This window comes from Streptomyces kebangsaanensis, assembly GCF_001906585.1.
GTDB lineage: Bacteria > Actinomycetota > Actinomycetes > Streptomycetales > Streptomycetaceae > Streptomyces > Streptomyces kebangsaanensis.
In genome coordinates this window covers 197,881-215,371 of record NZ_JUJA01000167.1, presented here as the reverse complement: position 1 = coordinate 215,371, position 17,491 = coordinate 197,881, and the positions used below count along the sequence as shown (strand labels likewise).

The following is a 17,491-nucleotide window of genomic DNA, read 5'->3' as shown; positions in this document are numbered from 1 at the left end:
GAGCTGCCGAGCCGGGTGACCGTCTGGACCGCCGGCTTCGGCGTGCCGGACCTGGCCGCGCGCAGCGGGCTGAGCACCGACGCCCTGGGCCGCCTGCGCACGGACGAGACGCTGACGAGCGTGGACGACGAGCGCATCGTCGCGGCCGGCGACTCGGCGGCACCGTCGGACCTGCCACTGCGGATGAGCTGCCAGGCCGCGATACCCCTGGGCGCGCGGGCCGCCGACACGGTGCTCAGCCGGATCGCGGACGAGCGGCCCTCGCCCCTCAACCAGCTGTTCGCCGGCCAGTGCATCAGCCTGGGCCGGCGCGACGGCATCTTCCAGTTCGCCCACCGGTACGACGTCGCGCTGGGGCTCCACATCGACGGCCGCCCCGGCGCGAGGCTCAAGGAGCTCGTGTGCCAGGGCATCGTCAAGCACCTGGCCGACGAGGCGCGCAAGCCCGGCGCGTACCGCCTGCACCGCGTCTCAGGGGGCGCCAAGCGCCGGCAGCTGCTGCAGGCCCGGCGTGGCGAGGCGCCGGCCCCGCCGGCCACCGCCGAACGGGCCGTCTGACCAGGCATGTCCGGCCGATCCGGCCCGACCGCGACGGGCCGGATGGACCGGCCGCCGGCGAAAGTGGAAGATCGTCAGCGAGCTCCGTCTCCCCGGCGGCCGCCGCACTCCACCGCGCCGTCCGGGCCGTGAACCGTCCGGGCCGTGAAGAACTTCCTCCCTCTCCTGCTCAGCTCAGACAAGCCGGATGTGGTGACGATGATCTCCGCCTGCGGAACGGCCGGTCACCACCGCTCGGACGCGCACGCCGCCTTCTACGCGGCCAAGAGCGCCCAGGCGGGGTTCACCGAGATCCTCTCCAAGCGCCTGCGGCCCCGGGGAGTCCGGATGATCTCCCTCTACCCGCCCGACTTCGACAACCCCGACCCGCTCTCCGAGGAGTGGGAGACCACACCGCGCGGGGCCGAGGACGCCCTCACCGCGCAGTCGCTCGTGGAGTGCGTCCTCTTCGCCGTCGCCCAGCCCCGCGACTGCTTCATCAAGGCGTTCCACTTCGAACAGGTCTGACCGGTTCCCGGCCGCCCGCCCCCGGCAGCCGCACCTCGGCCCAGACGACCTTGCCGGGACCGCCGGACCGGGGAGCGGTCCCCCAGTCGTCCGCCAGCGCCTCCACCAGCAGCAGGCCCCGCCCCGACTCGCCTTCCGGACCCGGCGGTCCGGGCGCGGGCAGCCGTTCCCCGCGCGTGTCCCCGACCTCCACCCGCAGCGCACCCTCCGCCTCGCTGATCCGCAGGTGGAAGTCGCGGCCGGGTACGTGCCCGTGCCGCACCGCGTTCGCGGTCAGCTCCGCCGCGATCAGCGTGACGGCCTCGTTCACCGACGAGTCGTACGGGTGGCCCCACTCGTTCAGCCGGTGCGAGACCAGCCGGCGGGCCAGGCGTGCTCCGCGCGGGGTCGACGTGAACCGCATCGCGAACTCGAGCGGGGCCGCCACGGGGTCCGGCGTACACCTTTGCGGGGGAGTTGCTGGCTTCATGGAGTAAACGATCGCTGGCTGTGCGTAGCTTTGAACAGGCGTGATCCGCTGACCGGTTTCGGCTGTACACCACTGGGAGCGCGGCTGTACGCGGGGCGGATCGTGACCGGCTCCCCGCGCGGCGCGTTGGTCGCGGAAGTGAACGCGGTGCGGGGTGAATCGGCAGGGTGAGTACGTACGGGAGGTGCCGGGCGTGGAGGACGACGGGCAGCGGGCGGAGGTCGAGTACGAGCCGGGGTGGGGGATCCTGCACCTCTTCGGACGGCAGTTGAAGCTGTTCCGGGAGGGAGCGGGGCTGGACCGGGCGCAGTTCGGGAGTCGGACGGGGTACTCGGCGTCCACGATCGCCAGCTTCGAGCAGGGGAGGCGGATCCCGCCGCCCAAGTTCATCGACAGGGCCGACGAAGAGCTCGGCGCGGGTGGGGTCTTGAAGGCGGGGAAGGAGGAGGTGGCGCAGGCGCAGTATCCGCCGTTCTTCCGGGATGCGGCGCGGCTGGAGTCGAAGGCGGCAGCCCTCCACGTGTACGCCACGAAGGCGGTACCCGGACTGTTGCAGACCGAGGAGTACGCGCAGGCGGTGTTCAGCATGTGGCGTCCACTGCTGGACGAGGAGGTCATCGCCCAGCGGGTCGCGGCTCGCCTGGCGCGTCAGGAGATCTTCTCCCGTAAGCCCATGCCCACCGTCAGCTTCGTCATCGAGGAGCACGTACTACGTCGCCCGCTGGGCGGGCGGGACGTCATGCGCGGCCAGTGGGAGCAGATCCTGCTGCACGGTCGGCGTCGCAACGTCGAAATCCAGGTGATGCCGATCGAGCGGGAAGAACATGCTGCGCTGGAAGGCCCGTTCACCTTGATCGAGACCCTGGAAGGGCAGAGGATCGCATACGTGGAGGCGTACAAGGACAGCCGTCTCCACACGGAGCGGGAGTCGGTCCGGGAGATCGTGGAGCAGTATGGCATCCTCCGGGCACAGGCCCTCACTCCGCGCGAGTCGATGGCCTTCGTCGAGAAGTTGCTGGGAGAGAAATGAACGCTGTACCCGAGGCAGCTTGGTTCAAGAGCAGCTACAGCACAGGGTCGGGCGGCGAGTGCGTCGAGGTCGCCTCCTGGCTGGGCGCCACGCACGTACGTGACTCGAAGGACAAGGCAGGTCCGACGGTGAGCCTCACGCCGGGTGCCTGGGCCGAGTTCGTCGGGTTCGCCGCTCAGCACAACGCGTAGAACAGCGCGGTGCCCCGTGACCGATCGGCTCGGGTCACGGGGCACTGGCGTACCCACGCCCTGGTCAGTGGGTGCATGTCGGCGGGTGTGCACCGTACTGCGGAGGGGGGCGAAGGCGGGATGGATGCGGAGGGTGCGCGGAGCGGAACGGACCGTACCGGAAAAGGCGGAAAATGTGAGACGGGACGCAGTTCGGGCACTGAATTCGTGTCGAGTACGTCTCAGTACCGTCACTGGACGAGACATTCACCCCGTGTCTGGCGTTTAAATCTCTGATTACAGCACGATGAGGTGGAGGTACCAGGTGAACGGGCGAACGGTGCTTCAGCGCTTTCCCGCAGGCGGTCCGCGCGGATCGTGGCCGGCGGAGGAGTTCGCCCATGCCCGGCGACTGGAGGGCCTTCCCGCCGAGGTTGTCATGGACCTCGCGACCGACACGTTCCTGGTGATCGTACGCAGCGGCGAGGGGGCGGTGGACGCGACCGCGTGACGCGGGCGTTTTGATCTCCGCACCCGTGCAACTCGACAGCGACGTCAGATGCTGAGGTTGTGCGGTCCCTCGATGAGGAGGCGTGGTGGATCACTCCCGGGTTCCCGTGTTGGAGGCGTTGCAGGAGTTCCGGCGCCGTGGTGACGTCGTGTACGGGCCTCCGGGGCACAAGCAGGGGCGGGGAGCCGATCCACGGGTCGTCGACATCGTCGGCGAAGGGGTGTTCGCCTCCGACGTGCTCTCCCTCAACGGGCTCGACGACCGTCGCGAGTCGCAGGGAGTCCTCACGCAGGCCGAGGAGCTGATGGCCGACGCCGTCGGCGCCGAACAGGCGTTCTTCTCCACCTGCGGCAGTTCCCTGTCGGTGAAGACCGCGATGCTGGCGGTGGCCGGGCCCGGCGAGAAGCTCCTCATCTCCCGCAACGCCCACAAGTCCGTGATCGCCGGCGTGATCGTCAACGGCGTGCAGCCGGTGTGGGTGCATCCCAAGTTCGACGCCGAGCGGCACCTGGCGCATCCGCCCGAGCCCGACGACGTACGGCGGATGCTGCGGGCGCACCCCGACGCGAAGGGGATGCTGCTGATCACGCCCACCGACTGGGGTTCCTGCGCGGACATCCGCGGTATCGCGCGTGCCTGCCACGACCAGGACGTCCCGCTGATCGTCGACGAGGCGTGGGGAGCCCACCTGCCCTTCCACCCCGACCTGCCGCTCTGGGGCATGAACGCCGACGCCGACCTGGTCGTCACGAGCGTCCACAAGATGGGCGGTGCGATCGAGCAGAGCTCCGTCTTCCACCTGCAGGGCGACCGGGTCTCCCCGGAGGTGCTCAAGCAGCGGGAGGACCTGCTGGGCACCACCAGTTCCTCCTCCCTGGTGTACGCCACCCTCGACGGGTGGCGCCGCCATATGGTCGAGCAGGGTCACGACCTGCTGGAGGCGGCGCTGCGCCGCTCCGCACGCATCCGTGAGACCGTCGGCGCCCTGCCCGGACTGCGTCTGATGGGTCCGGAGGTCGTCGAGGCCGGCCTGGCGGCGGAGACGGACCCGTTGAGGATCACCGTCGATGTGCGCGAGCTCGGCATCAGCGGCATGCAGGCCGCCGAGTGGCTGCGCGCCCACTGCCACGTCGATCTCGGATCGTCCGACACCTGCCGGATCGGCGGGCAGATCACCCACGCGGACGACGACCGCACCGAGGACCTGTTCGTCGACTCCCTGTGCCGCCTCGTCGACCAGGCCGGCACCATCGAGGCCCGCACCCCGGTGAGGCTTCCCGAACCGTCCGCACTGGAGCTGGAGCAGGCCATGCTGCCCCGCGACGCCTTCTTCGCGGACGCGGAACACGTCCCCGCCGACGAGGCCGTCGGGCGCGTCGCCGCCGAGGTGCTCAGCCCCTACCCGCCCGGCGTACCCGTCGCGGCCCCGGGAGAGGTCATCACCACGGACGTCGTGAGCTATCTGAGGACCGGTGCGGCCGCGGGCATGCTCGTCCCCGACGCAGCCGACCCCACCCTCGAAACCCTGCGCGTGACGGTCCGGTAGAGCCACGGCCCGGTAGAACCACGGTCCGCGGCCGGAGCCCGGCCGGGCCGTGCGTCAGGCCGTGACGGGGCGGGACCAGGAGGGGGTCGCTCCCGTCACCCGGCACAGGGCCAGGTAGAGGGGGATCGGCGGGGTGTAGGGGATCGTGCCCCGGGGACGGTGGACCAGGGCGGGAGCGGTGGGGTGCGGGGCGGCGGGAAGGACCGCGCCGGTGGAGTAGTGGGCCGGGGCCGGCCAGTGCAGGGCGTAGTCGGAGTCCGCGGGGACGATCCACCACCAGTGCGCGCGGTCGGCGTAGACGCAGCCCACGCGGGGGAGCCGGGGCATGAGCTGGGACCCGAGGTGGGCGGGGACCGCCACCGCGTCGCAGCCCAGGGGGGTCGTCATGCCCTCGGGGACGGTCAGGCGCCGGGGTGCGCCGGGCGTGTGCGCGGCGCGGCCCACGCGTACGAGCGTGTCCAGGCTGAGCGCACGGCCGGAACCCAGGGCTCCGGTCACAGCCATGCGGTCCCCGTTCCGTGGTGGGCCTGAGGATCGTCCCCGCCGTCCGCGTCGCGGGGCGGACCCGGCCTGGGGCGGGCGCCCCAGCCGAGGTCGTTCCGGGCCTCCCGTGCTTCCCGGGCGGGAGCGGCACCCCGGGAGAGCTCCGCCCACACCATCAGGCCGGGGCCGTACTCCTGCACGCCCCACGCCCGGCACAGAGCGCCGACGAGGAGCAGGCCCCTGCCGTGCTCCTCCTCCGGCAGCCGGAGCGACGGGTGCGGCTGACCCGGCGCGCACCCCTCGTCGCGCACGGCTATGCGCACCAGGTCGTCACCGTCCTGCAGCTCGCACATGATCTGGCTGCTGGCGGTGTGCACGATCGCGTTGGTGACCAGCTCGGAGACCACCAGGGCCGCCGTCTCGCAGGTGTCCTCGCACACGGACCAGCCGGTCAGCCGGGTCCTGACCAGGCGCCTGGCCTGGGCGGGAGAACCGGGATGCGCGGCCAGTTCGAAACGGAACCGACGTGGGGCGGCGGCCTCGACGGGGCACGCTCCCATGGGGGCACCGGAGCCCGACGGGCTCGCGGACGTGTCTGTTCCTAAGGGCGGGGACGGAATCACGCTTGCCACTATCTCCCCGCCATGAACACTTGGCAAGTGGCACTCTGAAAAATGCAGAGTGGTGGGTGACGCGGTGAGCGGTCATGGCACACTGCACGCAACAGCACGTCGAGCGGCGCCAGTTGGGATCGCCGGGGATCCTTGCCCGATCCTCCGTCCGGTCTTCGGGTGGCGCCGTAGAGCTGTCGGGCCGTCAGGCGGCCCGGAAGGCCCTGACGTGGTGTCATCCGGTTGAGTCGTGGAGGTGGAGTGTGAGCGAGCCGCGGTCCGCGCCGACCGTCGGGCAGGTCGTGCTCGGCCGGCGCCTGCTGGATCTGCGGGAGCGTGCGGGACTCAAACGCGAGGAGGCCGCCCGCGTCCTGCACGTCGCCCCCGCGACCGTACGCCGTATGGAGATGGCCGAGGTCGCCCTCAAGATCCCGTACCTGCAGCTGCTGCTGAAGGCCTACGGCGTCCCCGACGACGAGGCCGAGCTCTTCGTGAAGCTCGCCGAGGAGGCCAACCGCCCCGGCTGGTGGCAGCGCTTCCACGACATCCTGCCGGGCTGGTTCTCGATGTACGTCAGTCTGGAGGGCGCCGCCGTACTCATCCGGTCGTACGAACCGCACTTCGTCCCCGGCCTGCTGCAGACCGAGGACTACGCGCGCGGCGTGCTCAAGTCCGGGGCCGTCGGCCAGACCAGCCCCGAGGACATCGAGCGCCACGTCGCGCTGCGCATGCAACGCCAGGACCTGCTCACCCGCCCCGACGCGCCCAGGTTCTGGGCGGTGATGGACGAGACCGCGCTGCGCCGCCGGGTCGGCGGGCCCGAGGTGATGCGCGCGCAGGTCGACAAGTTGCTTCAGGCCACGAAGCTGCCCAACGTGACGCTCCAGGTCGCCCCGTTCTCCTCGGGGCCGCACCCGGGCACGTACGGGCCCTTCGTGCTGTTCCGGTTCGCCATGCCCGAACTGCCGGACATGGTCTACAGCGAGTACCTGACCGGCGCCGTCTACCTGGACGCGCGCGAAGAGGTGGCGACCCACCTTGAGGTCATGGACCGCATGGCGGCGCAGGCCGCCACAGCACATCGCACGAAGGAGATCCTCCGGGATCTCCGCAAGGAGCTCGAATGAAGCGCATCTACAACGGCATGCCCGCCCGGGACCTGGGCAGCGAGGGCTGGCACAAGCCGTGGAGCGGCGGCAACGGAGGCAACTGCCTGGAGGCGATGAAGCTGGCCGACGGCCGGATAGCGGTCCGCCAGTCGACCGACCCGGACGGGCCGGCGCTCATCTACACCACCGACGAGATGACGGCGTTCATCGAGGGCGCGAAGGCGGGGGTGGCGGACTTCCTGCTCGCCTGACTTCATTGGTTGTCCCTCAACTGCCTAAGCTTGACACTTACTTGACCATGACTGCCTTTCCCTTCAGATGCTTAAGAGGCGCCGTATGACCGGGATCGAAAACGGGATCGACACGAGCAGGCCGCACCCCGCGCGGATGTACGACTGGTACCTCGGCGGCAAGGACAACTACCCCGTCGACGAGCAGATGGGCCGGCAGATGCTGGCCCTCGAACCGCGGGTGCCGGTGATGGCCAAGGTCAACCGCGCGTTCATGCACCGGGCCACCCGGTGGCTGGCCGGGCAGGGCGTACGGCAGTTCCTGGACATCGGCACCGGCATCCCGACCGAGCCGAACCTCCACCAGGTCGCCCAGTCGGTCGCGCCCGACGCGCGCGTCGTCTACTGCGACAACGACCCCATCGTGCTGGCCCACGCGGCGGCCCTGCTGCGCTCCACGCCCGAGGGGGTCACGGAGTACCTCCAGGCCGACGTGCGCGATCCGGCCACGATCATGGAGGGCGCCCGCAAGGTCCTGGACCTCGGCCGGCCCGTGGCCCTGTCCATGATCGCCCTGCTCCACTTCATCTCCGACGAGGACGGCGCCCACGAACTGGTCTCCCGCCTCCTCGCCGAACTCCCGTCCGGCAGCTACCTGATGATGACCCACGCCACCTCCGACTTCACCCCGGAGAAGTCGGAGACGGCGACGGCGAAGCTGAAGGGCGCGGGCGTCACCCTGGCCCTGCGCTCCCGCGAGGAGTTCGCCCGGTTCTTCGACGGTCTGGAGCTGGTCGACCCGGGCGTCGAGGTCGTCCACAAGTGGCACCCGGAGCTGGGCGACCCGGTCCCGGGCCAGGACGACGGGGTGATCCCGGGGTACGGGGCGGTGGCGCGGAAGCCGTGACGCGAGCGGTGGCACGCGAGCCGTGACGCCCGGCCCGGCCGCCGGGATCTCGTCGGGCGGTCTCAGACCCTCATCGGGCGGTCGTAGGGGCCGATCGGGGACGGGAGCCGGGACGGGCCGCCGGTCAGGTGGTGGTCCACGGCTGCCGCGACCGAGCGGCCCTCGGCGATGGCCCAGACGATGAGGGACTGGCCGCGGGCCGCGTCGCCGGCGGCGAAGACGCCGGGGACGTTGGTCGCGAAGGCGCGGTCGCGGGCGAGGGTGCCGCGGGGGGTGAGGTCCAGGCCCAGCTGGGCGATCAGGCCGTCCTCCTGGGACGGGCCGGAGAAACCCAGCGCGAGCAGGACGAGGTCGGCGGGCAGCGTGCGCTCGGTGCCCGGCAGGGGGCGGCGCCGCGCGTCGACCTCGACCAGGTGCAGCTCGCGCACGTGTCCGTCGGCGTCACCGGTGAAGCGGAGCGTCGACGCGGCGAACAGCCGTGCGTCGGCGTCCGCGGCGGGCGCCGTGCGCAGATCGCCCGCCTCCTCGTGGGCGGCCGACAGCCGGTAGACCTTCGGGTACGTCGGCCACGGCTCGGTGTCCTCGTCGCGCTCCGCGCCCGGCTGGGCGTAGATGTCCAGCTGGGTCACGGACGCGGCGCCCTGCCGCACCGCCGTGCCCAGGCAGTCGGCCCCGGTGTCCCCGCCGCCGACGATCACGACGTGCCGGCCGACGGCGGACACGGGGGACGCCTCCAGGTCCCCCTCGCACACCCGGTTGGCCAGCGGCAGATAGACCATGGCCTGATGAATCCCGGCCAACTCCCGCCCAGGGACGGGGAGTTCCCGCCACGCCGTGGCGCCCGTGGCGATCACCACGGCGTCGTAGCGCGCCCGCAGTTCCGCCGCCCCCACGTCCTGCCCCACCACCGTGGACGTACGGAACTTGGTCCCCTCGGCCCGCATCTGCTCCAGCCGCCGCTCCAGATGGTGCTTCTCCATCTTGAACGCGGGGATGCCGTACCGCATGAGCCCACCGAGCCGGTCGTCCCTCTCGTACACCGCGACCGTGTGCCCCGCTCGGGTCAGCTGCTGCGCCGCGGCGAGCCCGGTGGGCCCCGAACCGATCACCGCGACGGTCCGCCCGGACAGCCGGTCCGGCGGGCGCGGCGGGGCGAACCCCTCCTCCCAGGCCCGGTCGGCGATCGCGCACTCCACGTTCTTGATGGTGACGGCCGGCTGGTTGATCGTCAGCACGCACCCCGCCTCGCACGGCGCCGGACACAACCGCCCAGTGAACTCGGGGAAGTTGTTGGTCGCGTGCAGCCGGTCGCTCGCCGCCCGCCAGTCCTCCCGGGACACCAGGTCGTTCCACTCGGGGATCAGATTGCCCAGCGGACAGGCCTCGTGGCAGAACGGCACCCCGCAGTCCATGCACCGGTCCGCCTGCTTGCTGATGATCGGCAGCAACCCGCCCGGCACGTACACCTCGTGCCAGTCCCGCACCCGCTCCTCGACCGGCCGGCGCGGCCACTCCCGCCGAGGCGTGGTCATGAATCCCTTGGGATCGGCCATGGCCGTCCCCCTTGCCTGGGCACACCTCTTCCCGGCCACGATACGTCCGCGCCGGCCCGCGCGCAGAGCCCGGCAGGCCCGGCCGGGAAGGGCGCGGCCTGTCGCATCATGGGCGGTGTGCGACTCCAAGCGATCACCTGGGAACGGCTCGCCGACCGCCTCGCCGAGCGCCTGCTCGACCTGAAGCCCGGCGACGGCAGCCCCTGGCCGCGCATCGCCTTCGACGGCGCCCCCGCCGCCCGCCCCGGCGACCTCGCCGAACGCGTCGCCGAGGCGCTGCGCCCGCTCGGCCGGCCCTCGCTGGTCGTCGGCACCGGGGGCTTCCTGCGCCCGGCCTCCCTCCGCCTGGAGCACGGCCACCGGGACGTGGACTCCTACTACGACGGCTGGCTCGACACCGGCGCCCTGTGGCGGGAGGTCTTCGGCCCGCTCGAACCCGGCGGTGACGGCCGCGTCCTGCCCGACCTGTGGGACCCGGCCACCGACCGCGCCACCCGCAGCCCCTACGTCCGGCTCCCGCCCGGCGGCCTGCTCCTGCTGCACGGCCCCCTCCTGCTGCGCCACTGGTTCCCCTTCGACCTGACCGTCCACCTCCTCCTCTCCCCGGGCGCCCTGCGCCGCCGCACCCCCGAGGCGGACCACTGGACACTCCCCGCCTTCGACCGCTACGAGACCGAGGCCGACCCGGCCGGCACGGCCGACGTCCTGGTACGCGCGGACGACCCACGCCGCCCGGCCTGGAACGGCTGAGACAATCCGGTCATGACGACGCACGGCGACGGCTATCTGCTCGACAACCGGCAGACCGAGGCAGGCGAACGGTTCGACGCCTTCGCGACGCTCTTCGACCCCACCACCTTCCGCCACCTGGAAGAACTAGGAGTGGGGCCGGGCCGGCGGTGCTGGGAGGTCGGCGCCGGCGGCACCTCCGTCGTCTCCTGGCTGGCCGGGCGGGTCGGGCCCGCCGGCAGGGTCGTCGCGACCGACATCGACACCTCGCTGGTCGCCGGAGCCGCCCGTCCGCCGGTCGAGGTGCGGGTGCACGACGTGGGCGTCGAGGAGCCGCCGGGGAACGACTTCGACCTCGTGCACGCCCGGCTCGTCCTGGTCCACGTGCCGGACCGGGAACGGGCCCTGCGGTCCATGGTCGAGGCGCTGCGGCCCGGCGGACGGCTGCTGCTGGAGGACGCCGACCCCGCGCTCCAGCCCCTGCCCTGCCCCGACGAACACGGCCCGGCGCAGGAACTGGCCAACCGGCTCCGCCGCGGCTTCCGCCGACTGCTGGCCGACCACGGCGCCGACCTCTCCTACGGTCGCCGCCTCCCCCGCCTGCTGCGTGAGGCCGGCCTGCACCGGGTCGAGGCCGACGCCTACTTCCCCTTCGCCTCCCCGGCCTGCGCCGCTCTGGAGTCCGCCACGATCCGCCAGATCCGCACCCGCCTCGTCACCGCGGGCCTGGCCACCGACGAGGACATCGACCAGCACCTGGCCAACGTGGCCACCGGCACGATGGACCTGGCCACGGCCCCGATGATCTCGGCGTGGGGCATCAAGCCGTAGCCGCCCTTGCGGCCCGCACGACACACCACCAGCCTGGAAGGCATGACGGACGACACGACGGACGACAGGACGGACAACAGGACGGACAACACGACGGACGACGCCCCGCGCCTCGACCACGTCGTCCTGTGGGTGCGCGACCCCGTCGCCGCCGCCGGCTTCTACGGGAGGACCGTCGGCCTGGAGCCGCTGCGGGTCGACGAGTTCGCCGCAGGCGAGGTCTCCTTCCCCTCCGTACGCCTCAACGACGAGACGATCCTCGACCTCGCCCCGTACGACATGGCGCGGCGCATGAACATGCTCCCCGGCGCCGCCGACAGCGCGGGCCACCCGGTGAACCACGTCTGCCTGTCCCTGCCCGCCGACGCCTTCGACGCCCTGCGCACCCGTCTCCAGGAGCACGCCGTCCCCGTGACCGACTTCTCCTACGACTCCTACGGCGCACGCGGCAAGGCCCGGCGCAGCTTCTACTTCCGCGACCCCGACGGGAACGTCTTCGAGGCCCGTCACTACGACCAGCACTGCGGTTAGCGCTACGACCGGACGAGCGGGGGCCTCAGAACAGCGGCTCGGGCAGTACCCCCTCCAGCGCGAGCAGCCTCCGCTTGGCCTCCAGGCCGCCCCCGAACCCGCCGATGCCCCCGTCGCTCTCGACCACCCGGTGGCACGGCACCACCACCGGCAGCGGATTGGAGCCCATCGCCGCGCCCACCGCCTGCGCGGCGCCGGGCTGCCCGACCCGCTCGGCGAGGTCGCCGTACCCGACGACCGTGCCGTACGGCACGCCCGACGCGAGCTCGCGCAGCACCTGCCGGTTGAAGCCCGAGATCAGCGACCAGTCCAACGGCAGGTCGAAGTCGCGCCGCTCGCCCGTGAAGTACGCCCGGACCTGGCGTATCGGCTCCGCGAGCAGCGGGGAGCCGGGCTCCTCGGACGGCTCCCCGCCCAGCCGGGACGCCAGCCGGGCCAGCGCCCGGTCCCGTACCGCGTCGGTGGCGTGGAACACGACGTTGACCAGGCCCCGACGGGTCGCGGCCAGCAGCAAGGGGCCGATGCCGGTGTCGACGACGGTCCACACGACCTGTTCGCTGTGCTCGTGGCTGTCCATGTGCTCACGGTACGGCCCACCACTGACAACGCCCCGGCTCCGGCCCCGGCCCCGCCCGGGCTCCGCCCCGGCAGCGGCCCGAGCGGAGCGCTCACGTACCGCCGAGCGCCTCCCGCACCACGTCCGGCCTGTTCGAGATGATCCCGTCCACGCCGTACCCGGCGACGGCCCGGGCGTGGGCGGCGTCGTCCACCGTCCAGGTGAAGACCTTCAGCGGCTTGTGGTGCGGCCCGGCATGGGCCTGGACGGCCTTCACGTAATCCGCGGAGATCGTGCCGTAGGACGGGTTGATCAGGTCCGCGAAGGCCGCGTACCGGTTCAGGTCCGCCTCGGCCGGCCGGCCGAGGAAGCCGGTCAGGACGGCGGGCTTCAGCTCGTGCACGGTCCGCAGGCTGTCCGCGCTGAAGCTCTGCACGATCAGCCGGTCCGCCAGATGCCGCCGGTCGAGCCAGCCGTCGTTGGCCAGCTCCTTCAGGATCTGCTGCTCGATGCCCGGATACAGCTCGGGATTCTTGATCTCCAGCAGCAGCTTCTCGTGGTGGTGCTCGACCCGGCGCAGATACTGCTCCAACGTCGGCACGCGCGTGCCCGCGTACGCGGGGGAGAACCAGCTGCCCGCGTCCAGGCGGGCGATCTCCGCGGCGGTGAAGTCCTTCACCTTCCATGGCGCCCGGCCGGGAAAGACCTTCTCGACGTCGGTCGTCCGCCGCAGGCTGTCGTCGTGGATCACCACGAGCCGGCCGTCCTTGGTGCGCTGCACGTCGTTCTCCATCCAGGAGAAGCCGAGCGCGGCGGCCTTGTCGACGGCGGGCAGGGTGTTCTCCGGGGCGTAGGCGGAGGCGCCCCGGTGGGCGACGACCACGGGGGGCCGTTCAGCGACGACCGCGGGCGGCCGTTCAGGGGTTCCGGCGGCCTGTACCTCGGAGGCGGGCACCAGCAGGGCGGTCCCCGCCAGCGCGATGATCGTGGCGGCAACTGCACGCGCGTGCATGCGTACTCCTCGCGACGGACTGATCACGGACAGCACCAGACTGGCAGCAGACGGTCAATGAGGCGCGAACGTACGGAGAACACGGTGTACGCGGAGTTGACCCTCCCGTGTGTCCACCGTTGCCACACATCTGCGGTGAGGGCGTGTTTCTTTGCCGCAAAATCGTTCGGCCAAACCGGGGGAGTCATACTCTCTGCGTCAGCCCTGACCGCGTGACGGTCCCGGGACGGGGCACATCGCGACAGCCCGGGGCTCGACGCGACACTCCGGGGGCTCAAGAGGGCGGAAAGGCAGCCGGGCATGCAAGGCACGGTCGAAGGATTCAGCTACGGGCTCGTCACCCCGGTGGTCGCCTGCGTCATGGCCTGCCTGGGCGGGGCCCTCGGCCTGCGCTGCACCACCCGCGCCCTGCTGGTCGCGAACTCCTGGCGCCCCGGCTGGCTCGCCCTGGCCTCGGCGGCGATCGGCTCCGGCATATGGACCATGCACTTCGTGGCGATGATCGGCTTCACCGTCGAGGAGGCGCCCGTCCTCTACGACCGGCCGACGACGTACGCCAGCCTGGCCGTCGCCATCGTCATGGTGGGCATAGGGATCTTCATCGTCGGCTACCGGGGCGCGACCGGCTCCGCGCTGTTCACCGGCGGCACGATCACCGGCCTGGGCATCGCCACCATGCACTATCTGGGCATGGCCGGAATGCGGCTCAACGGCACCCTGGAGTACAACACCCTCACCGTCGCGGCCTCCGTGGCCATCGCCGTCGTCGCCGCCATCGCCGCCCTCTGGGCGGCCGGACAGGTCAGGGGACCGCTGTGGAGCGTCGGCGCGAGCCTGGTCATGGGCCTCGCCGTCAGCGGCATGCACTACACCGGCATGGCCGCCGTCAGCGTCCACCTGCACGGCACCGGCGGCACCCCCGCCGACGGCGAGTCACCGGCCGCCCTGCTCGCGCCGATGATGGTCGGCCCGCTCACCTTCCTGCTGCTCGCCGGCGCCGTCGTCCTGTTCGACCGCCAGGCGGTCATGAGCGGGCCCGACTGGGCCCCCGCCGTGCACAAGCCGGGCGTCCCGGCCGGCGAACTCGTCTCCCACACCACCCGCCGCCCCCCGTCCCGGACCCGCCGCGCCCCGGCCCGCGTCCCGGCCCACGAACGCCTCCGCACCCCGCAGAACCGCTGACCGGGACTCGTTGTCAGTGGCGGGTCGTACGGTGGATGTCATGCGGCCCGTCTCACACATCGAACGCACGGTGGCGCCCTTCGAGGTCGTCAGCCCCTACCGGCCCAGCGGCGACCAGCCGCAGGCCATCGACGAGCTCGCCCGGCGCGTCCAGGCGGGCGAGGAGGACGTCGTCCTGCTCGGCGCCACCGGCACCGGCAAGTCCGCCACCACCGCGTGGATGATAGAGAAGCTCCAGCGCCCGACCCTCGTCATGGCGCCCAACAAGACGCTGGCCGCCCAGCTGGCCAACGAGTTCCGCGAACTCCTGCCGAACAACGCGGTCGAATACTTCGTCTCGTACTACGACTACTATCAGCCCGAGGCCTACGTCCCCCAGTCGGACACCTACATCGAGAAGGACTCCTCGATCAACGAGGAGGTCGAGCGCCTGCGCCACTCCGCGACCAACTCGCTGCTCACCCGCCGCGACGTCGTCGTGGTCGCCTCCGTCTCCTGCATCTACGGCCTCGGCACACCGCAGGAGTACGTGGACCGCATGGTCCCCCTCCGGGTCGGCGAGGAGATCGACCGGGACGAGCTGCTGCGCCGCTTCGTGGACATCCAGTACACGCGCAACGACGTGTCCTTCACCCGCGGCACCTTCCGGGTGCGCGGCGACACGATCGAGATCTTCCCGGTCTACGAGGAGCTGGCCGTCCGCATCGAGATGTTCGGCGACGAGATCGAGGCGCTGTCCACGCTGCACCCGATCACCGGCGAGATCATCAGCGACGACCAGCAGCTGTACGTCTTCCCGGCCTCGCACTACATCGCCGGTCCCGAGCGCATGGAGCGGGCGATCAACGGCATCGAGAAGGAGCTGACCGGGCGCCTGGCCGAGCTGGAGAAGCAGGGCAAGCTGCTGGAGGCCCAGCGGCTGCGCATGCGCACCACGTACGACATCGAGATGCTCCGCCAGATCGGCACCTGCTCCGGCGTGGAGAACTACTCGATGCACTTCGACGACCGCGCGCCGGGCACCCCGCCCCACACGCTGCTGGACTACTTCCCGGAGGACTTCCTGCTCGTCATCGACGAGTCGCACGTCACCGTCCCCCAGATCGGCGCGATGTACGAGGGCGACGCCTCCCGCAAGCGCACCCTCGTGGAGCACGGCTTCCGGCTTCCCTCCGCCCTGGACAACCGCCCGCTGAAATGGGAGGAGTTCCAGGAGCGCATCGGCCAGACGGTGTACCTGTCGGCGACCCCCGGGCAGTACGAGCTGTCGCGCTCCGACGGCCAGGTCGAGCAGATCATCCGCCCCACCGGTCTGGTCGACCCCCAGGTCGTCGTCAAGCCCACCGAGGGCCAGATCGACGACCTGGTGCACGAGATCCGCGGCCGCGTGGAGAAGGACGAGCGCGTCCTGGTCACCACGCTCACCAAGAAGATGGCCGAGGACCTGACCGACTACTTCCTGGAACTCGGCATCCAGGTGCGCTACCTGCACAGCGACGTCGACACCCTGCGCCGGATCGAGCTGCTGCGCGAGCTGCGCAGCGGCGAGTACGACGTCCTGGTCGGCATCAACCTGCTGCGCGAGGGCCTGGACCTGCCCGAGGTGTCCCTGGTGGCGATCCTCGACGCCGACAAGGAGGGGTTCCTGCGCTCGGGCACCTCGCTCATCCAGACCATCGGCCGCGCCGCGCGCAACGTCTCCGGCCAGGTCCACATGTACGCCGACAAGATCACCCCGGCGATGGAGAAGGCCATCGAGGAGACCAACCGCCGCCGGGAGAAGCAGATCGAGTACAACAAGGCCAACGGCATCGATCCGCAGCCGCTGCGCAAGAAGATCAACGACATCGTCGCGCAGATCGCCCGCGAGGAGGTCGACACCGAGCAGCTGCTCGGCACCGGGTACCGCAAGGGCAAGGACGGCAAGGGCGCGAAGGCCCCCGTGCCGGCGCTCGCCGGGAAGGGCGCGAAGCCCGCCAAGTCCGCCAGGGGCAAGGCGAAGGAGACGGTGCCCACCGACCGGCCGGCGGCCGAACTCGCCGAGCAGATCGAGGAGATGACGGAGCGGATGCGCGCCGCCGCGGCCGACCTGCAGTTCGAGGTCGCGGCGCGGCTGCGGGACGAGGTCGGGGAGATGAAGAAGGAACTGCGCCAGATGCGGGAAGCGGGGCTTGCCTGACCTCGTACCGCATGCCCCGTGGAGGGGTGCCGGTGGGGGCGCGGGCCGGATGCGCTGTGTTGCAAGACCGACACAAAGTGCGGACCGGTGTGCGGCGGTGTCCGCGCCCCTGCGTAGGGTTCTTGGCAGCCGTGGGAGCCGCGGCGACAGGGGAGTAGTCCGAGAGGGGTATCAGCCGTGACCGTCAACTTGACCAAGGGTCAGGCCATCAGTCTGCAGAAGAACGACGGGGGCAGCCTGACCGCGGTCCGCATGGGTCTCGGCTGGCAGGCGGCGCCCCGCCGGGGTCTGTTCGGCTCGCGCACGCGCGAGATCGACCTCGACGCCTCCGCCGTGCTGTTCGCCGACAAGCAGCCCGTCGACGTCGTCTTCTTCCAGCACCTGGTCAGCGACGACGGCTCGGTGCGGCACACCGGCGACAACCTGGTCGGCGGCGCCGGCCAGGGCGGCGACGACGAGTCGATCCTCGTCGACCTGCAGCGCGTGCCGGTCCACATCGACCAGATCGTCTTCACCGTGAACTCCTTCACGGGCCAGACGTTCCAGGAGGTGCAGAACGCGTTCTGCCGCCTGGTCGACGAGACCAACGGGCAGGAGCTCGCCCGCTACACCCTCGCGGGCGGCGGCGACTACACCGCCCAGATCATGGCGAAGGTGCACCGCGTGAACGGCACCTGGACGATGACGGCCCTCGGCGTCCCCGCCAACGGCCGCACCTTCCAGGACCTGATCCCGGTCATCCTGCCGCACCTGTGAGCCCGCACCTGTAAGCACACGACACACCAGC

At 71.4% G+C, this 17,491-nt stretch carries 19 protein-coding genes and 2 pseudogenes; 15 read left to right on the top strand and 6 right to left on the bottom strand.

The genetic code is table 11. The features are described 5' to 3' along the window. Positions 1-558: pseudogene (locus tag RH94_RS45690) on the top strand (FAD-dependent oxidoreductase); the annotation flags it as partial. 132 nt (positions 559-690) lie between these two features. Further along, a pseudogene (locus RH94_RS35780) lies at positions 691-1,065 on the top strand (SDR family NAD(P)-dependent oxidoreductase); the annotation flags it as partial. On the opposite strand, the gene RH94_RS35775 reads toward RH94_RS35780, so the two are convergent. Beyond that, positions 1,037-1,534 (bottom strand): ATP-binding protein, encoded by a 498-nt coding sequence (locus tag RH94_RS35775; RefSeq protein ID WP_324614343.1) that lies wholly within the window; start codon positions 1,532-1,534, stop codon positions 1,037-1,039. The pseudogene RH94_RS35780 and the gene RH94_RS35775 overlap by 29 nt on opposite strands. 193 nt (positions 1,535-1,727) lie before the next feature. Here RH94_RS35775 and RH94_RS35770 point away from each other — a divergent pair, with 193 nt between their 5' ends. The 4 genes from RH94_RS35770 (at position 1,728) to RH94_RS35755 (ending at position 4,791) form a co-directional block, all read left to right on the top strand. Then, positions 1,728-2,564: a helix-turn-helix domain-containing protein gene (locus RH94_RS35770; RefSeq protein ID WP_073952461.1), complete on the top strand. Its 837-nt coding sequence runs from the start codon at positions 1,728-1,730 to the stop codon at positions 2,562-2,564. Further along, a complete protein-coding gene (locus RH94_RS35765) occupies positions 2,561-2,755 on the top strand; it encodes a DUF397 domain-containing protein (RefSeq protein WP_073952460.1) in 195 nt (64 codons plus the stop codon). Before RH94_RS35770 ends, RH94_RS35765 begins: the two co-directional genes overlap by 4 nt. A gap of 304 nt (positions 2,756-3,059) precedes the next feature. Further along, positions 3,060-3,245, top strand: coding sequence for a hypothetical protein (locus RH94_RS35760; protein WP_073952459.1), 186 nt, complete (start codon positions 3,060-3,062; stop codon positions 3,243-3,245). 85 nt (positions 3,246-3,330) lie between these two features. Further along, a complete protein-coding gene (locus RH94_RS35755) occupies positions 3,331-4,791 on the top strand; it encodes an aminotransferase class I/II-fold pyridoxal phosphate-dependent enzyme (protein ID WP_073952458.1) in 1,461 nt (486 codons plus the stop codon). Positions 4,792-4,845: 54 nt separating this feature from the next. On the opposite strand, the gene RH94_RS35750 is transcribed toward RH94_RS35755, so the two are convergent. Both RH94_RS35750 and RH94_RS35745 read right to left on the bottom strand, forming a co-directional pair. After that, positions 4,846-5,295 (bottom strand): hypothetical protein, encoded by a 450-nt coding sequence (locus tag RH94_RS35750; protein WP_073952457.1) that lies wholly within the window; start codon positions 5,293-5,295, stop codon positions 4,846-4,848. After that, a complete protein-coding gene (locus RH94_RS35745; RefSeq protein ID WP_079189312.1) occupies positions 5,286-5,906 on the bottom strand; it encodes an ATP-binding protein in 621 nt (206 codons plus the stop codon). Before RH94_RS35745 ends, RH94_RS35750 begins: the two co-directional genes overlap by 10 nt. 242 nt (positions 5,907-6,148) lie before the next feature. Here RH94_RS35745 and RH94_RS35740 point away from each other — a divergent pair, with 242 nt between their 5' ends. From RH94_RS35740 to RH94_RS35730, 3 genes are all read left to right on the top strand, one after another. Beyond that, complete coding sequence (locus tag RH94_RS35740) at positions 6,149-7,012, top strand: helix-turn-helix domain-containing protein (RefSeq protein ID WP_073952455.1); 864 nt, start codon at positions 6,149-6,151, stop codon at positions 7,010-7,012. Then, positions 7,009-7,245, top strand: coding sequence for a DUF397 domain-containing protein (locus RH94_RS35735; protein WP_073952454.1), 237 nt, complete (start codon positions 7,009-7,011; stop codon positions 7,243-7,245). The genes RH94_RS35740 and RH94_RS35735 overlap by 4 nt, the downstream gene beginning before the upstream one ends. 85 nt (positions 7,246-7,330) lie before the next feature. Further along, positions 7,331-8,131, top strand: a complete 801-nt coding sequence (locus RH94_RS35730; RefSeq protein WP_073952453.1) for an SAM-dependent methyltransferase — start codon at positions 7,331-7,333, stop codon at positions 8,129-8,131. A gap of 62 nt (positions 8,132-8,193) precedes the next feature. Here the strand turns inward: RH94_RS35730 and RH94_RS35725 are convergent, their stop codons facing one another. Beyond that, entirely contained in the window at positions 8,194-9,684 is a 1,491-nt protein-coding gene (locus RH94_RS35725; protein ID WP_073952452.1) for a glutamate synthase subunit beta, read from the bottom strand. Between the two features lie 108 nt (positions 9,685-9,792). On the opposite strand from RH94_RS35725, the gene RH94_RS35720 reads away from it, so the two are divergent. From RH94_RS35720 to RH94_RS35710, 3 genes are read left to right on the top strand one after another with little or no spacing between them, the layout of a single operon-like run. Continuing rightward, positions 9,793-10,434 (top strand): nucleoside/nucleotide kinase family protein, encoded by a 642-nt coding sequence (locus RH94_RS35720; RefSeq protein WP_199881132.1) that lies wholly within the window; start codon positions 9,793-9,795, stop codon positions 10,432-10,434. Positions 10,435-10,446: 12 nt separating this feature from the next. After that, complete coding sequence (locus RH94_RS35715; protein WP_073952451.1) at positions 10,447-11,244, top strand: methyltransferase domain-containing protein; 798 nt, start codon at positions 10,447-10,449, stop codon at positions 11,242-11,244. A gap of 42 nt (positions 11,245-11,286) precedes the next feature. Further along, positions 11,287-11,775 (top strand): VOC family protein, encoded by a 489-nt coding sequence (locus RH94_RS35710; RefSeq protein WP_073952450.1) that lies wholly within the window; start codon positions 11,287-11,289, stop codon positions 11,773-11,775. Positions 11,776-11,800: 25 nt separating this feature from the next. On the opposite strand, the gene RH94_RS35705 is transcribed toward RH94_RS35710, so the two are convergent. Then, entirely contained in the window at positions 11,801-12,352 is a 552-nt protein-coding gene (locus RH94_RS35705) for a methylated-DNA--[protein]-cysteine S-methyltransferase (RefSeq protein WP_073952449.1), read from the bottom strand. A gap of 91 nt (positions 12,353-12,443) precedes the next feature. Further along, positions 12,444-13,343, bottom strand: a complete 900-nt coding sequence (locus tag RH94_RS35700) for a glycerophosphodiester phosphodiesterase (protein ID WP_073952448.1) — start codon at positions 13,341-13,343, stop codon at positions 12,444-12,446. A gap of 300 nt (positions 13,344-13,643) precedes the next feature. Between RH94_RS35700 and RH94_RS35695 the strand changes: the two genes are divergently transcribed. The 3 genes from RH94_RS35695 (at position 13,644) to RH94_RS35685 (ending at position 17,460) form a co-directional block, all read left to right on the top strand. Next, positions 13,644-14,525, top strand: a complete 882-nt coding sequence (locus RH94_RS35695) for an MHYT domain-containing protein (protein ID WP_073952447.1) — start codon at positions 13,644-13,646, stop codon at positions 14,523-14,525. A gap of 40 nt (positions 14,526-14,565) precedes the next feature. After that, positions 14,566-16,704: an excinuclease ABC subunit UvrB gene (gene uvrB / locus RH94_RS35690; protein ID WP_073952446.1), complete on the top strand. Its 2,139-nt coding sequence runs from the start codon at positions 14,566-14,568 to the stop codon at positions 16,702-16,704. 177 nt (positions 16,705-16,881) lie between these two features. Beyond that, positions 16,882-17,460, top strand: a complete 579-nt coding sequence (locus RH94_RS35685; protein WP_073952445.1) for a TerD family protein — start codon at positions 16,882-16,884, stop codon at positions 17,458-17,460. Positions 17,461-17,491 lie beyond the last annotated feature (31 nt).

Coding starts and splice junctions, on each gene's coding strand:
- RH94_RS35700 (WP_073952448.1), bottom strand. CDS start 13,343: ATGCACGCGCGTGCAGTTGCCGCCACGATCATCGCGCTGGCGGGGACC.
- RH94_RS35705 (WP_073952449.1), bottom strand. CDS start 12,352: ATGGACAGCCACGAGCACAGCGAACAGGTCGTGTGGACCGTCGTCGAC.
- RH94_RS35695 (WP_073952447.1), top strand. CDS start 13,644: ATGCAAGGCACGGTCGAAGGATTCAGCTACGGGCTCGTCACCCCGGTG.
- RH94_RS35765 (WP_073952460.1), top strand. CDS start 2,561: ATGAACGCTGTACCCGAGGCAGCTTGGTTCAAGAGCAGCTACAGCACA.
- uvrB (WP_073952446.1), top strand. CDS start 14,566: ATGCGGCCCGTCTCACACATCGAACGCACGGTGGCGCCCTTCGAGGTC.
- RH94_RS35775 (WP_324614343.1), bottom strand. CDS start 1,534: ATGAAGCCAGCAACTCCCCCGCAAAGGTGTACGCCGGACCCCGTGGCG.
- RH94_RS35710 (WP_073952450.1), top strand. CDS start 11,287: ATGACGGACGACACGACGGACGACAGGACGGACAACAGGACGGACAAC.
- RH94_RS35735 (WP_073952454.1), top strand. CDS start 7,009: ATGAAGCGCATCTACAACGGCATGCCCGCCCGGGACCTGGGCAGCGAG.
- RH94_RS35715 (WP_073952451.1), top strand. CDS start 10,447: ATGACGACGCACGGCGACGGCTATCTGCTCGACAACCGGCAGACCGAG.
- RH94_RS35730 (WP_073952453.1), top strand. CDS start 7,331: ATGACCGGGATCGAAAACGGGATCGACACGAGCAGGCCGCACCCCGCG.
- RH94_RS35750 (WP_073952457.1), bottom strand. CDS start 5,295: ATGGCTGTGACCGGAGCCCTGGGTTCCGGCCGTGCGCTCAGCCTGGAC.
- RH94_RS35725 (WP_073952452.1), bottom strand. CDS start 9,684: ATGGCCGATCCCAAGGGATTCATGACCACGCCTCGGCGGGAGTGGCCG.
- RH94_RS35720 (WP_199881132.1), top strand. CDS start 9,793: ATGGGCGGTGTGCGACTCCAAGCGATCACCTGGGAACGGCTCGCCGAC.